Genomic DNA, 15948 nt, shown 5'->3' with positions numbered 1-15948 from the left:
TTATGCTGCCTGTGTAGAGCTGGTTAAAATAGGAATGCGGCCTTTGATCACGCGGCCACCTGAAAGCTTGGCGATGTACTCTAGGTTGGGGAGCTGGCCTAATAACTGCGGTGGAAACATATCGCCTTCTTCCTCCATCAAGCGTTCGCCATGATTGCCGGTAAACAATGCGGGGCTGTCCGAGTTGGACGACATACCTTGAGTTTGCATAATGTACTGCAACCGAGTCTTAGGCAGATTGTCGGTAATGTACTGCTGCGTTTCGGCGTCCATCACCCGAAGGGCTATCAAGTTGTTGATGTTACCTAACACCTGGCGAGCTTTAGCTTCACTGCCTGTACGAGCTGAAAAATCAGCAAAGGTCTGAGTAGCAATCACACAACGCATTTTTGCGCCACGGCCTTTGTTGAGCAGTTGAATGAAGGGATCGTTGACGACTTCAGCCGCCTCATCGATGAAGATATTTACGGGACGATTTTCAACACCATAGTTATAGCGGTCACCGGCCACGGCGGTGAGATCGGATAAAAGCAACGAACCAATGGCGCTGCCAACCATGGCGTCGGTCAATGAATCCAACCCGATATAGGCCACTTGGGCATTGTTGATAATACGGCCAGAATCCGTAATTAACCGGCTGTCATCCACATCGTTTGCAATCGGTGATAGCAATGGACCTAGTTCACTTGATGTGAGCATATTGAGTACCGGCATCAGTGAGGCCACCATCTTGGAATAGTGGGTTCTGTCATGCTCAAACATACTCAATAGCCCCTCTAAATCGGTATTGGCGGCAACGGGCTGAATGCGTTCGTAGTAGAAAAGCAGCATCGCCATGGCTTGTTTAGCCAAGGTATTGGCCTTTTCAGTAAAGCGTTTAATCTCCACACTAAAGTTCGGATACACCTGCTCCCCCCAGGCTGTGACGGCTTTTACTACCAAACCTTCTGGGCCACCTTCCAAGAATCGTCTCAGTGTTTTCAGATCAGGACGTTGTGAAGTAAGCAGCAGACCTTGAACGATGTTATTCAGTGCCATTTGGCCAAAGGCTTTAAATGGATCAGCCCCGGTTTCGGATGGGATTAGTGCCGCAATACGGCTGGCAATTTCAGTGCCCCGGTTAAAGTTTCTCAGGGGATTAAGACGTACTGAATGCTCTGGAAAACCCGGATGAAAATACACAAAGCGCTCAGGACTACCGGCGGCAATACAGGCTCGCTGCGCATTATCCTTAAGTTCCTTGTCTCCCTTGGGGTCAATAATAATCACGGCTTCATTACGCAAAATGGCCTGAGTGATCATCGCATCAAAGCATCGGGTTTTTCCGGCACCGGTTGTGCCGACAATTAAGGTATGGCCTTCTGTGTGACCAACTGGCTGGTACACATCTTCTTCTTTGGGCTCAACACCATGAATCCAGGTTGAACCCATTTGTTTGCCGTGACCTTGGTTAAGCAAGGTTTGCTTATCCCGCTTTAAGATTTCATAAGCGCGTTGAGCATGACGTTGGTCCCACTCAAAGCCATACCCTAACCACAATTCATCAGGATGTTTTGCCATCACCTTTTGTAAATGCGACAGCTCCATAAAAGCCAAAGGTTTGCCTTTTAGTCCCTTCTGTAACTTATGAAGACGGTAAGCCTCGGGCAGGCGGTACAACGCCATGCCCGAGGAAATCCCCGTCATCCACCAAAATGGCTCAGGTGGTAGCTCAGTCAGCATTTCTGCGGCTATTGCCCCAGTGGCCCCTACCAGCCAACCTGCTGCTGCCATGGCTTCATAATTCGTGCGCCAAGGCATCTCATATGCGTTTTCTTTCATTCATGCTCCGCAGATAACCGTTTGCAATCCGCTTAATTTCAAATGGATTAACGTTTAGCGTGAGCGGTAAACAGAACCGTTTCCCCCTCATCAAACTGGCATTCGTCACTGGCCGAGATCCCCCGAAGCAGTTGTCCGGCTGGAATGCCATGCTCATTGGCGACTTGGCGTAAGATTTGAATCGTGACGCGAATACCATCGGCACTATGATCCACGTCTGGGTAATCGCCATCGGTCAGTAAGATGGGCAAATCTTTCACAAAATTAACCATCTGTTGGCGCTGCGCGTGTTTGGGGTCTGTACTTGAGTTCGCATTGGCCGCAATCGGCTTTTGCTTACGCTCCGCTTTTGTGACGGGCTCTTTTGCTTGGGCATTGGTTGTCTCAGTTCGACTCGGACGCTGTGCAGCCTCTTCGTTCTGAATTGCTACCGCCGCTTCTGCGTCTTGTTTGGAGAGGTCTATCAGTGCAGTTAGCCCTTTAGAAATCGATACCTTAAGCAGTAACCCTTGCTCCTGAACGCCATCTTTCGTTGTCACAGTTCTGGCCTTACGTGTCGGGTTTGCCGGATCTAGTTCAAGCCAATCTAATCGACTGAGTTCAGCAAGCAGTTTTCGGGGGGCACACCAAGGTCTTACGGCATCGGGATAGCGGATCAGTATCTGTTCACCAACCATAACCAACGCACTGCTGGCCTCTGGGAGCCACGCCAAAGATTCAGGGAGATTCAATGCTTCTGTATCGTGCTGGTTTACGTTATTTGAGATAGCGCCATCATATGAATTGTTAGGCTTTTCACATTCATCACCTGGAGCATTTTCAGTTGCCTGGGGGTTATTAACATCACTGGCATGACGAAGTTCATCATCTTGTTCGGACGATTTTGTCGATGGCGACTCAGCCGAACTGCTATGATCGATTGATGATGACGCTTCAGACAAGCCTGGCTGCTCACAGGAACGACTCTGAGGCTCTGCTTGTGTTTGCTGTGTTGCTTCCCACTCAGGTTTACTAAACAGTGTCACACCACTTGGTACATTCGAGCTGAACAATAAATCGGCCTCAGAAATATGCAGCATGGGTAACCAGATTGGCTTGTCGTCTTTGATCAGCACTTCAGGGGCAAGGCTTTCATATCGCTCATTTGAGGCGGATTTAGTGGCCAATCCTCGCTCAATGAGGATGTCCGCAAGGGTATCGGGATCTCTTGGGATGCCCGGTATCTTGTCTTTGGCCAATAGCTCAATGATGTCCTTAGCCGCGCTTTTCCAAACCAGGCAAAGATGGGTTGATTGATTCGATTGTCGTAACCAGACTCTGGCGTCTCGCTGATTGACTAACCACTGGGAACTGGCAAGCAATCGCCTCATGGCATCAAGTAGATAGCGTTCGACTGGGACACCAAGGGCATTGTCGTCAACGGAAATTCGTTGCGCTTTCAGGTCTCGCTGGACACTGGTTTGGTCAGCTTCAATAACCAATTTAGACAGGACATGCTCGGGATCGGTATTGCCAATCGCTTCCAGCATGGCCTGCAAAATCTCAGGGCCCGGCTGGGTTAACCAGGCGAGCAACTCAGGTGTCATCACCCGGTTTAAAACCAGAATTGAAAATTGCTCGTGCCGCTTGCACCGTCCGTCGCGCCAGCGAATGAAATAGCGTTCAATGCTGTTATTTGTGGTCCACTGGGATAAGGTTTCTAAAAAAGGGTTCCACTGATAGCGTCCATCTTCGTCTGTGATGGACAGATCTGAAACTGGCTTACCAATATCATGGAACAAACCGCCTAATGCCGCCGCAACACGCCACCTTGGTTCCAGCTCTTTTTTCTCAACCGGGGTGCCACTGGCAACAAAGATGATCCCCTCAGCAGCTTGTGCCGCCCAGAAAGCAACTTCCAACGAGTGACGTAATAAACCACCAGCACCACTGTGATGATGATGCTCAGAAGCTGGCAACAAATGAACATAAGCAGCCAGATGATCAATGCAGGGCTGAATCAGCCTTTGAAACTCACGCTGGTTAAAGCCAAGTACCTGGCGAAGTTTGGCAATTAGCTCGTCTTGTGTGGACTGCAAATCTTCAGGTGATGCAGCTGGCAACCCCTTCAGGAATGGCGGGTAGCGTGGGATTTCCGTATCCAGTTGCGATGACAGCTCTGGTAGTGCTTTTGTTTGAAAAAATAGGTTTTTGAACATAGTGAACCTCCGACACGATAGTGTGAAGGTTCAATCTGGCGTTGCCGGTTGATTAGACTCAAAAATCCGATATGTATTAACACATATGCCATAAATGCCCGAGGGAGCTTATTAAGCTAAGGCGTATTTCTACTTGGACTTTTAGTTTTTTTCCCAACTCTCCTTTTGGGTTTTTCAATCGGTGTAAAAGCTTCTTGTAGGTGATGGCGAAACCATCGGCGGCGCTCAACTTGACGAAACTCGTTCAAGACAAACCGATAGTCACACGAGCCAAGACGATCACCACAGCCACATGGACAAGGTAATTTATTTGCCTCACGCTTGCGCAAACCTAACGCTTTCAGTGCCCGTAGAACCGATGCTTTACCATTAACATTGAACAACTGAGAATAATCATCAATCAGGCCTTTCTCACCATGCTCCAGTTCGCCATAGGGAAAGTTGCCAAATTCAACCCTATGGGACACCGAATAAAGAAACCTGACAACAATCTTTTCGAAAAAGGTTGTCAATGACGAGTCGGTTTTCAAAATTGACTTAATTTTCAGGACTGAGCCAAGACAAAATGATCCATCAGAGTAAGTATGGAAGTCCTGATTACGAGGAAAGTAACCAGCGGTATCAAACACCACTGGTAAAGCCCTAGGATAATCACTTGGGCATACAATCCTTAGAGAAAATGTTCGCTCTATAAACCGACTTCCAGCTAGCTGTGCTTTTAACTGATACTCTCCCTGCAACTCAACCTTATCTGCATGGACATCTACTAATCTAATGTTCGGATAGGCCGAGAGAAAAGCCTCTAGGCCTACAGCCTTCCAGTGCTTCATCTATTGCTTAAACCATGGCTTTGGATCAGATGATTGAATTGCGAAAGTTGGTTTTGCTGTCACCGCAGGAATACCCAAGAGACGTGCTACCGAACTTGAATCAAGCTTCAAATCCAAACCATTTTGCGCCGCATTTACTATTCGTTGCGTATCATCACTTGAGCAAAGAGCACTAAAATCAGCTCTAGCTTGATACAGCCATTTATAAAAGTTTTCTTGTAATCGGTATTGAGCAGATTTTTCGTCATACCACTTGTCTGCAAAATCTTCGGCTGGGTTGACTGGGTTCGGAATCATTGGCGCTTGTGCAGAAATATGGTCATCCATCTCGGAGAGCACCGTATTCAACGCTGAAGCCAAATCACTTTCACCTTTATATGATTTAGCAGCCAATGTAGTGATGATTACCGATATTGGCTTACTATCCTCATTGTTTTTAAACATAGTGTCACGATGACGCTTCAATAATTGGATAACCTGCTGTAAGGGTGTCTTCCATTGATAATATGGCAGACTATCTATACTGGCTTTAAATCGCATTTCACGTTCATTTATTACTAACCGTGCCGTCTTCATGCGCGTTTCAAACCATCGAGCATATCCTTCAGGATTGCTGATACGCCAGTTTTCATTCACAACTGCATAAGTGAAATCTGTGTTATCGGTAATCGAAACTGCAAGCTGAGACACGTTTTGAGCCAAGCTTTCATCAAACTTAGAGTTTTCGACCATCCGCTTTTTCAACAGGCCTCTTCCTGTATCACTCTCTGGCACACACGGAACTATGTCCATGTGAAAGCTAAGCCCATCGGCATACTCTAAGCGCCAACAGCGTTTCTTCTCGGCTAGCTCTTCCTTAATGCCTCTGGCGTTTCGATAAAGCTCTAATTCATGACCGACTAGGTGCTTTAGTTGCTTTTGAGTGATAGACGTTTTATCCAGGCCACGCCGAAGATTGCACCCCATGTCTAGGTCATACTGTTCTTCTGAATCGGGCCTAATCGCCGTACCTAGACGAAAGGAACCTTGAGAAAACACGTGGGGATCAAAATTCACGCATGTTGACTCTGGGCGATGTAACCAATCGCCTAGATCCTTATAGCGTTTTTCAGCCTTTTCATAAGCACTGTCAGGTAGCTCAATTTTTTCGAGAATTGTGTTTAGAACATCGTTACTTTTGCTATTACTCATATAGATCTCCTCGAAGCTCGATTGCCATTACAAATTGTTGTGTTTTTATGTCGTGGTCATAAATAAGCCATGGCATATCAGCCTTAGGCATTCTGGCCCGTCCTAATTCGACGGCACACGATACTGGCATCACAGGAAAAATTTGCAGTGGCGTCGCATCCCCGTGTGTATTTTTGATTTCAACAATCAGCTTTCTTATGCACTTTCTGAACAAGGAGAGCTGCTGCTTTGACTGCATGAAATCATTATGAGGCTGCTTTATAGTCACTTCCCAAATCGATGTATCTGGCCCTATAACCCGAGTAATTCGCTCATGCGACACATGGTCACTCAAAGAAAGCACCAGGGCTGGCTTTCCCTCCATATTTTGAGGTCTGTTGATGATGTACTCAAAATCATCTGAACAGTCTTGCCAAAACCAGCCTTTAGGCTCTCGATGCAGCTGATAAGTCTCGACGTCAATTTTGTCGGTGAGCAAAGCGCCAAGTTTTATTAACAATGGTTGAGGAGCTAACGCGAACAATGAAAAATGCTTACAAGAATCCTCTTCGATAATCGATGAAATTTTACTTTGAAAACGCTTCGTTAGGTGTTGCGACTCTGCTTGCCAATATTGTTCAGAGTGATCCTTCAGCTCTGATACCATGGATAGGGTCACTGGCTTTTCAGTTGCCGGATACCAATTCGGAAACATTGCCTCAACACAACCGTGATAATTAATCGGTGATCTTTCAGTTCCAATATTGGAACCATATAAAACAACATTTGATTTGCGATCAGGATCAATGCCTGTGAGTATTTCTATACGTTGCTCATGCTGCATTTTCCAACTAATCAAGAGATCGGCTGGATACCTATCCTCGCTGCCTTTCTGATCAATTTTTTTGTGACAGTCATAGCACATCAACATGAGGTTGCTGACGTCATTCAAGCTGGTTGGCTTAGTTTTAAAGAGTCCCCAACCACGAGGCCCATTCTCAGAAAATGCGTAAATATGAGCATTTTGAGAGACATTGACCGATTCCTGGGTCACCGCTGATTTGTATAGCAACTTATTACACCCGCTAAACTGACAACGCGCAGCGGCACGAGCCCAAAGTTCTCGCTCAACAGGGCGTTTAATGTGCCTCGTGACTTCAACGACCATTCAAAACTCCTATAGTTTGCCAATTAACGGAAGTGAGCGCGGTGTTGTCGCATCACAGAGCAAATGGCTCACATAAGCACATCCGGCTATTAGCCCCAGCCCGCGAAGACACTTATCAATTGCCTCTTCCGGTTGCCACTCATACAAATGTTTGAGACCAACACCTAGTGCAGTTAACACCAATAGACTGTGGCAAAACTGGCGATGGTGAGGGTTACCCAAAGAGGGTTCCAAAATATCTGGAAGCTTGCCAAATAGAGAGCCAACCGTAATGGCAGTTACAGGATGGTGACTGACAGCTTGTTTTTTGTTGTCCGCCAAGGCAACGGTTAAACCAACCGCAGCCCCGACGGCCAAATGGGTTTTACCATTAGCCAAACTATTTCTCCTTCCTGACACCTTTAAAAGGTGTTTTGTCGGATGTCTTTACATCCATGAATCGACCAGTATCAGCATCTCGCTTTACCCAATGTCCGCTTGGCGTCTGAGTCTGAGATCTACCTTTAACGGCACCGTTTCTGTGTCCGTCACCTGATGGGGGATTTGTAGCCATAAAACCTCCTATTCTGCTTAACTTAATCACATTTATCAGATATTAATAAAAAAGATCCAAAGGATCTGATCAAATAATAAATTTCAATTCTGATTAACGCAAGCAGATTAACCAGAAAACCAAAAAAAACTACACAATTGATCGGTAGACAAATTCCAGTCCACCTGACTCTGCCACTTCTTTTTGCCCTAACACAAGACCTGTAGCATGAAGCTTCTTTAATCGACCACTGGCATTCTGTGCTGAAATGTCAAAGTGCTTAGATACATGTGACGAAGTCACTGTCTTTTTTGCAATAACAAAATCTAGAAGCTCTTTGACGGTCGCACTGAGTTTTACACCAAGCACTTCGTAACCGCTATCGCTCTTGACTAGAAGAGGTTGATCCTTGGCTGTAGCGCCATAAGACCAATTGTCCAGAAGGTCACGACTCGGTACATTAGAAAGGTAAAAACCTTTTTCTCCTTTTAATGCTTTAGCCAACGAGATTATACTTTCACGAGGAAATGAAGCATCAGTGAATCGAATCCCTTCCAAGCTGATAGCAAAAATATCGCATGATGGGTGACCATCAACGATCTTTTTAATCTTCACATAGGCTTCACTACCTTCATCGTTACCAAAGGCATGGTCAGAACCTACGACTTCTGAAAGAAGAATTTTATGAGTTAACTGTTTCATCTGCTTAAGTTGACACTATTTATCAGAAATTGTCAACATAGAAGTCAAAACAGATATGGGTTCCTGTGATAGGGACCAACCCTCGATCTTCAGAAACATTGATGAGTTGACCCTTCGAGTATTCCAAAGCCAATGAGAAAGTTAGCTGCCTAATTACAATGATAACTTTCTCTTTGCTAGCGTGCTCTCGACTACTCTTAAAGCCTAGCCCCCGGCCTTTACCAAAGCGACTAACCTCACCAGATGTAAATGCTTTTTGAACAAGCGCAATGTCATTCTCAACAGTTTCCGCTGAAAACTGTGCGTACAACTTCGGATGTTCACTTTGTAATGTTGTTCTCAAGGTAGCGGCAATACCTAAACCAGAGTCGGATATGACTGTTTGAATATGCTTTGGTTTATTATACGGTCGATACACTTGCAGACCTGCTAGTCCAGGTATTTTGGATTCACTGTGATCAGTAACGTTGCCTACAAGCTCTGAAAAAACAGTCTTAGCCGCTAAGAAATAGCTGGCTGAAGAATGCTCTACAAACCTGTCGCCCAAACGAATTACAAGCTCTTTGTTTTGGGTTGGCTGTGCAATCTCTCCTAGTTCGACCAAGGTATCGCTATTATCCCGATAAGTTTTAGCAGCTGACATCGCGGGCCTTTCAGGGAAACAAGTTACACTTTGATTAAGATAATCAAAGAAGCCATTTCTGCTAAAAAAACTGTGTGTATTAGGACATGCTGTAGTATCTATCACCACATCCTTCCCATTCGCAGTAAGCTGATTCGCCAGAGCAAGGAAACGGGCTAATGCTATCAGCAAAAACTTACAATCGATGCCAAATTTAAATGTTACCTTTGTTGCATCTTTTTGGTACGCAAGCTTACCGATAGCACTTTCAAAGGCTTTCTCATCAATCCAACCTGTACCGAAATCAATTTCCACATGCTGAGCCCGTATCAAGCACCATTCATGATTTGAGTTTTTCACAAACGTATCCTGGTTTTTGTGAAGAAACGAGTTCACTTGAGACTTATCCAGCCCCAGCTCCTTGGCAATTTGACGTCCTTTCAGGCCTGGTGACCCATCTAATAACTCTGAGATTGCCTTCAGCAAACCATCACTCCTTTCTAGCTACATACCTACCATTCGCTGCATACTTTGCGTCCATGACGCTTTAAATGCTGAATCTCCTGCGAACAACTTGTAGAGCTCAAGTTCATCTTTACGGCGTTGCAGCATAATTTCCTTGAGCATTTTTTCGAAGGCCAAATCTCGATTATGAGGATCTGGGTTGTTTTTGTATTTAGATTCGAAATCTGGGTGATTGCGGATACTCTCAGCGATGTTCACAAACTTAACCTTTTGCTCTTCAGGTGTGGCACTCCAGCCTTGGAACCATCGTTCATTAAATGTGCGAATGATTTCATCCAGCGGGTCAGTTTCTTTTTCACCGCCATGCGCCCCACGTGGGTTTGGATTTTGAGGATCAAGCTCCGCTTCTTGGTCGCTAAGTTTAATGCTGTGGTTAAGCTTCACACGTTGCAAACCGTATGAACTAAGATCGACAGAATCGAGAAGCTCATCAATAGCATCAGCATCGGGATCTTCCACTTTCAATTTCGGTATTAAAAACTTAAGGAACCAAAACAGTTTTTCCCAGCTGACCATTTCATAAGGCATGATAGAAGCCATCTGCCCATAGATTTTAACGAACTGTTTGGCTTTAATCTTAAAGTCCACTTTAGCTTCAGCTTCAAGCTCCAGCTCATGGTCAAACCGGGCTGCTGCAACATCAATGATTGGGCTGAGTGTTTGGGCGTCTTCATTGTTAAAATAACGCGTCACAAAGTCTTCAACTTCAAACCACTCGTACACACCGACATCGTCCATTTCATCTTTCAACTCGTGCAGTACGTTTATATCTGTAGCCTGGGACAATGACGTTGCGGTATAGAAAGGATCGAATGCTGACTGAATATCTTCAGTTGAGTTGAAAAAGTCTAAAACAAACAAGTCTTCTGTTTTCTTCCCTAGCTTAGGTGCACTGCGATTTAGCCTAGATAGCGCCTGAACACACAATACACTGGCGAGCTTCTTATCTACATACATGGCGCAAAGCTTAGGCTGGTCAAAGCCAGTCAGATACTTGTTCGCAACCACTAAAAGTCGATACTCATCGGTATCAAACATATCTTTGGTATCTGACTCTGCAAAACCATTAATATCTGCTTCGGTATATTCAATACCATCAACTTCTTTGGTTCCTGAGAAAGCAATGGCAACTTTAAAGGGGTTCCCTTGCTCCTCAAGTATCCGCCTTATCGCTTTGTAGTATCGAATGGCCGTATCAATATTTTGAGTGACCACCATTCCTTTGCCTTTACCTTTGAGCTTTTTCGCATTCACAACATGTGGAACAAAATGTTCCAGCATAATCTCTGCTTTGGTATCAATCGTTTGCTGGCTTCGCTCTACATAAGCTCTGAGTTTTTTCTGCGCCTTTTTGGTATCAAACTCAGGGTTATCAGCGATTGATTTCTCAATCTCATAATAACTTTTGTATGTCGTATAATTTGCCAGCACATCCAAGATGAAACCTTCTTCAATGGCTTGTTTCATCGAATACAAGTGAAACGGCTTGAAAGAGCCATCTTCTTGGCGCTGGCCAAATTTCTCCAAAGTGCTGTTTTTTGGTGTCGCTGTAAATGCCAGGTACGACGCATTCCCGCGCATCTTGCGCGATTTCATCGCCTGAAGGATTTTATCCTGTGCATCCTCTGCCTCTTCGATTTCAGACTTGCCCATCGCTCGGTTCATATTGTCATGCGCCGAACCAGACTGTGAGCTGTGTGCTTCATCGATGATCACCGCAAAGCGCTTGTCACTAAGATCGGCGATACCATCAATAATGAACGGAAATTTCTGAATCGTCGTTATGATGATCTTTTTGCCATTTTCGAGCGCCTGCTTGAGCTCAGATGATTTGTTCGCCGGGGCAATAATGTTCTTTACTTCAGAAAACTCTTTAATGTTATCCCGTAGCTGCTTGTCCAATAGGCGTCTATCGGTGACCACAATCACAGAGTCAAACAACGGCTGCTCCAAGCTTTTTCCGCCAGCTACATCAGACGAAGCAGGATAGGTTTCAATTAACTGATAAGCAGCCCAGGTAATAGAATTAGACTTACCTGAACCGGCAGAGTGTTGAATTAAGTAAGTCTGACCGACACCGTGCTGGGCGGCATGGTCCACCAATTTTCTCACCACATCCAATTGGTGGTATCGAGGAAAGAACAGGGTTCGCTTTGGTAATGGATCTTTGCTTGACCCATCCAGACGCACAAAATGCTGAATAATATTCGCCAAGCTTTCTTTGGTGAATACTTCTTGCCATAGGTATGCCGTTTTATGGCCAGTTGGGTTCGGTGGATTGCCTTGTCCAAGATTGTGACCTTTATTGAACGGCAAGAAGAAGGTACTGCCACCTGATAACTTGGTGGTCATATACACTTCGTCGGTATCGACCGCCATATGCACTAGGCAGCGACCAAAGGTCAGTAATGGCTGAGTTGCATCCCGATCATCTCGATACTGCTTTTGGCCGTGATAACGTGCTGTTTGCCCCGTCCATGCGTTCTTCAACTCCAGCGTTATCAAGGGTATTCCGTTGATAAACAATACCATGTCGATTTCTTGTAGGGGATTTGCTATGGAATAGCGCACTTGGCGAGTACAGCTAAACACGTTGTCTGCAAAGTTTTGCTTTACCTTCTCACTACTGCTTGCCAAAGGGGCTGGATAGAGCAAATTGAAGTGAGCATCGTCTACGCTTAGCCCTTTCTTAAGTAAATGCAGAATGCCATGCTTTTTAATCAGTCGGTCAAATCGTTCGAGTAACTTACGCTGCCAATCTGAGGGGTTGTTCTTTTGCAGTTTGGCCAGCTCTACTTCTTGTGTCTTTTGCAGAAATTGCCAGAAAAAACGCTCATCAATGGCATATTGCATATTGAAGTCTGATGCGAAACCAACCTGATAAAACCTATTGTGAAAATCAGGTGCAATTTCTTTCACGCCTGCTTTGAGCTCTTCCAGAGTTGTACCCGTTAAACACTTCTCAATCGCCGACTCTAATGCTTGCTCATTAGTTTGACTAACCATACTTATTCCCTAAACCTGCCGTTGCAACCCATGTAACACGAAAAAAGGTCTATCATTACCATTGACAGAACACCCTAAATTAGTTCAAACTTCCAATCGCTCACCTACCAATGCGTAGATAGAGGTGACCGCTAATCGCCCGGTCCACAATAGGCGACCATTCCTTTCTTCTAAAACCACTCACAAGCGTGTAACTCTGGTATAGAACCAGCGCTATATTCGTTAAACCATTTTTGGTAGCTAGCTCTTTTGTAAGCTTCCGTTATATAAAAACTTGTCACTAAAAAGGCATCCGAGGCCCCTAGTTTCTGCACTATAACCACAAAGTCTTCCTTATACGCCCATAAATAGAGGCGAATTGGCTTTTTGCCCTTGGTCTCTTTTCGATAAAACCTGCGAATATCAGCATGATCATGATTCAAGAGAATCGGACGAATCCATTCAATTCGGCTTGCTCTATCAGGATCTAATGGTCGAGTGACTATTTGAGTATAAGTTTTCCCCAGTTTAACTCGCTTTTTCCTTTCCCTTGTCGTTACATGCCAAAAGACTTCCTCTCGCCCATCTCTCATACCTTGCCCATTGGGATCAACGTAAATACTGGTCGCAAGTAACGTTCTTTGAGTGATAAAATCGCGTTGAAAGAGCGGGTAAAGGTGATCAAAAGCTTGCTGTTCACTAAATGAAGATAAATCTATTGGGCGGCTTAACATTCAACCACCTCTAACATTCGCTGGGGCAAAGCGAAATATATTGAAATTACGCTCCCATGGTGGGGTGCCATAGTCAAGCGCGTGCCCTAACTTCTTCTCAAGATAGTCAACAATCTTGGTTTTGATGAGACTGCTCTTTTCAATATCACTTCGGTTTTTATAGCTGATTGCGCCAATAATCAGATCACATGCCTGAATTAACTGCGACTCATACGACTGAATAATGTAGGGTTTTACATTTAATTCTTCACGACCTTCCGTCCTTAAAACCTCACATAGTTTTTTAGTTTTTTCCCCGCCCAAGGTATCCATATAGTCCAAGTAAATTCTGTATTCGTGCCCAGCTTCAAGAAAGTCTTTAAGCGTGTAGTAATACATCTTGTAATAGAAAATATTATGTGAACCCTCGTTGAAATGAGAATGTGCAAGGCGTTCTTTGTGCTGTACAACCGTCGCTTTGAACCACACGTCCACGTCGTCAACAATCAAATCTATCAAGGCGGCATAGAAATCAAACTGTTTATTAACTAATTTCGTCCACTTTAGCTCCGTATGGTAATTGTGTCGGTGACGCAACCATTTAATGTGTTTGTTTAGAGCAAGAGCTTTCTCTTCACTGCAACGTATTCCACCTAGCACCATAATGTCGGCACCATCATGTTCCAGATGGCAGCTTTCATCACAGAATATTTTATAAACCGTCATACCCCACCTTAATAAAAATTCTTTTTATTTAACGCCTCTACCGCGCTATCCAGCGCCAGTAAATCTAAGCGTTCACGGCCTGCGTCCAGCACAAAAGGAAAAAGCACAAAGCCATCAAACTCCTTTTGAATAATCAGTAGCTCTTCACCCAGTGCGGAAGGCTCGTGTGCCAAGCGCAGCCCTGAGCGGGTAAAAAGCTGAAGATGCTTGCGCTCAGTAAAGCCCAACTCAGTGAATCTCTTCGTCTTAACCGGACTAATCCTGTTGGTTTGATGATTTACCGTGAACATAATCGCATCCTATTGCTCGACCATTTCTGGAGTGATCTTGATTTTTCCTGTCACGGCGCTGTTGATCAGGGTGGTTTTGTATTCTTTGAGCTTACTTATCTGTTGGTGTTGTAACTTAATACATTCCTCAATTTCGAACTCCTTATCTTCGATAAAGGCGATTATATCCAATTGCTCACTAACACTTGGCACAGCAAATTTATGATTCAATAAGTCCGTCTGAGTCATACTAGGTAGTCGATCCTGAAAAACTCTTTATCTGGCAGTCACCAAACTCAGGCTGCCAACATTCCTGTCAATCCATAATTCCAAAATCCTGTCCCACGAACCAAATTTTATAGCCAAAAAAAGCAGCCTCATCCATTTCCTGAAGTTGAACGCAGCTGCCGCCATCAGAACATTAATCTGATCGCCTATAAATCCTTTCAGCCTGTTTCTGTTTAGCCGATGGTCTGATTTCAGGTGGCCAATCACCGGCTCGATACCTGCTCGCTTTCTAAACCGCTTTCGCATTAATTCCGTGTGAGACTTGTCGGCATTTCTGGCATTCACACCCGGAATCAAAATTCGAGTGTTGTGAAATTTTTTACGACCTTTATAACCTCTGTCACACAATCCATATTTCGGTGCCTGACCACACAACTTTTCCACTTGCAACAATACTTTCGGCAATGTGTGGCCATCGTATTTGTTCTTGTCAAAGGCCATGGCGCCAACAATAATCTTTGAATCACGGGTTGCCGCAATGGAAACCTTTGTTCCAAATTCGTATCGTTTGTGCTCTTTGCCCTTACTCATGCAATAAACATGGGGCTCGTGCAGGCTGTATAGCTTGTTTTTGTCGCCTCGCTTTTGGCAAAGGCCTTTGTCAAACAGTGCAAATTCTTCGGCAAAGTTTTGCAGGATATCAGCAGGCAATTTACGCTGTAATTCACGGAGTAAACAGCCTGCGATGGTTTTTAACCGTTTCACTGCCTTGCGGGCTTTGGCTCGATTCCGTGGGTGACCAGAGAATCGACATGCAAGTTTGTGTTGCTTGATCTCTTTCGCGTAAGAACGCCGCTGCTTTATCCCGGAGCGTTTCGCTATTTTCTTACACCGAACGATAATCTTCCGATACAGCTTGGCATCGGTCGGGAAAGTAATGTTCTTTTCCTGCACCGTGGTATCAATACAAACTTCCTCTTCCCGTGCTGATTCTCCATGAATCACAATCGAGACCGCCAGTATCTTATTAAATCCTTCTTCCCCAATGCGTTTTCGAAAATAAATCAAGTCCGTTGGGTCGCAGGGAAATTGCCACTGGAATTCAACCTCACCACAAAAAGCCTGCCAGTACGGATTTTGAACCCAGTGGCGAATCAAAGATTCATCACTTTTGTCTTCCAGGTGCTTCAAAATGCAAAGCCCGACCATCAATCTGATCGGCTTTGCGGGACGCCCTTTGGTTGAATACAGTGGCGAAAATTCTTCTTCAAAATACGACCAAGGTATCGTCTTGGCCAATTGAAGCAACGGATGCTTTGGATTCAATTGATCCAGCAAGCTCGGCGCCATAAAGCTCATCTGCTTGTCACTGGGAGACGACTTTATCATTCAGAACCCTATCAATTTCGACCAGGAAACAGAGGAAAAACCTCCAAAACTGGTCGAAATTATAGCCTGT

General features: G+C 44.9%; 14 protein-coding genes. All 14 read right to left on the bottom strand.

Features of this window, described 5'->3' with window-relative positions; translation table 11 throughout:
* The 14 genes from traD to B4F66_RS08935 all read right to left on the bottom strand — a co-directional run bounded on the left by traD (window position 1) and on the right by B4F66_RS08935 (window position 15878).
* On the bottom strand, window positions 1-1821 hold the full coding sequence (gene traD, locus B4F66_RS09000) for a conjugative transfer system coupling protein TraD (protein WP_106651328.1): 1821 nt from the start codon (window positions 1819-1821) through the stop codon (window positions 1-3).
* Between the two features lie 47 nt (window positions 1822-1868).
* The gene (mobH, locus tag B4F66_RS08995) at window positions 1869-4019 is read right to left on the bottom strand and encodes a MobH family relaxase (protein WP_292355083.1); all 2151 of its coding nucleotides are present in this window, start codon (window positions 4017-4019) and stop codon (window positions 1869-1871) included.
* Between the two features lie 116 nt (window positions 4020-4135).
* Window positions 4136-4849, bottom strand: a complete 714-nt coding sequence (locus B4F66_RS08990) for a hypothetical protein (RefSeq protein WP_272998038.1) — start codon at window positions 4847-4849, stop codon at window positions 4136-4138.
* The gene (locus B4F66_RS08985; protein WP_272998039.1) at window positions 4850-6040 is read right to left on the bottom strand and encodes a nucleotidyltransferase domain-containing protein; all 1191 of its coding nucleotides are present in this window, start codon (window positions 6038-6040) and stop codon (window positions 4850-4852) included.
* A complete protein-coding gene (locus B4F66_RS08980; protein ID WP_272998040.1) occupies window positions 6033-7187 on the bottom strand; it encodes an SAVED domain-containing protein in 1155 nt (384 codons plus the stop codon). The genes B4F66_RS08985 and B4F66_RS08980 overlap by 8 nt, the downstream gene beginning before the upstream one ends.
* A gap of 9 nt (window positions 7188-7196) precedes the next feature.
* Complete coding sequence (locus B4F66_RS08975) at window positions 7197-7565, bottom strand: metal-dependent hydrolase (RefSeq protein ID WP_129980165.1); 369 nt, start codon at window positions 7563-7565, stop codon at window positions 7197-7199.
* A 304-nt stretch (window positions 7566-7869) separates the two neighbouring features.
* A complete protein-coding gene (locus tag B4F66_RS08970) occupies window positions 7870-8421 on the bottom strand; it encodes a MarR family transcriptional regulator (protein WP_189768332.1) in 552 nt (183 codons plus the stop codon).
* 22 nt (window positions 8422-8443) lie between these two features.
* Complete coding sequence (locus tag B4F66_RS08965) at window positions 8444-9529, bottom strand: ATP-binding protein (protein WP_272998042.1); 1086 nt, start codon at window positions 9527-9529, stop codon at window positions 8444-8446.
* A gap of 18 nt (window positions 9530-9547) precedes the next feature.
* Complete coding sequence (locus B4F66_RS08960; protein WP_272998043.1) at window positions 9548-12574, bottom strand: type I restriction endonuclease subunit R; 3027 nt, start codon at window positions 12572-12574, stop codon at window positions 9548-9550.
* Between the two features lie 170 nt (window positions 12575-12744).
* On the bottom strand, window positions 12745-13287 hold the full coding sequence (locus B4F66_RS08955; protein ID WP_272998044.1) for a hypothetical protein: 543 nt from the start codon (window positions 13285-13287) through the stop codon (window positions 12745-12747).
* On the bottom strand, window positions 13288-13992 hold the full coding sequence (locus B4F66_RS08950; RefSeq protein WP_272998045.1) for a DUF3800 domain-containing protein: 705 nt from the start codon (window positions 13990-13992) through the stop codon (window positions 13288-13290).
* A gap of 8 nt (window positions 13993-14000) precedes the next feature.
* On the bottom strand, window positions 14001-14282 hold the full coding sequence (locus B4F66_RS08945; RefSeq protein WP_272998046.1) for a hypothetical protein: 282 nt from the start codon (window positions 14280-14282) through the stop codon (window positions 14001-14003).
* 9 nt (window positions 14283-14291) lie between these two features.
* Complete coding sequence (locus B4F66_RS08940; protein WP_272998047.1) at window positions 14292-14510, bottom strand: restriction endonuclease subunit S domain-containing protein; 219 nt, start codon at window positions 14508-14510, stop codon at window positions 14292-14294.
* Window positions 14511-14537: 27 nt separating this feature from the next.
* Entirely contained in the window at window positions 14538-15878 is a 1341-nt protein-coding gene (locus tag B4F66_RS08935; RefSeq protein WP_414673325.1) for an IS5 family transposase, read from the bottom strand.
* Window positions 15879-15948: the final 70 nt, after the last annotated feature.

Origin of the sequence: Methylophaga sp. UBA3603 (assembly GCF_002375335.1) — a bacterium.
In the GTDB taxonomy this organism is placed as follows: Bacteria; Pseudomonadota; Gammaproteobacteria; order Nitrosococcales; family Methylophagaceae; genus Methylophaga.
This window is presented reverse-complemented; position numbering and strand designations above follow the sequence as displayed.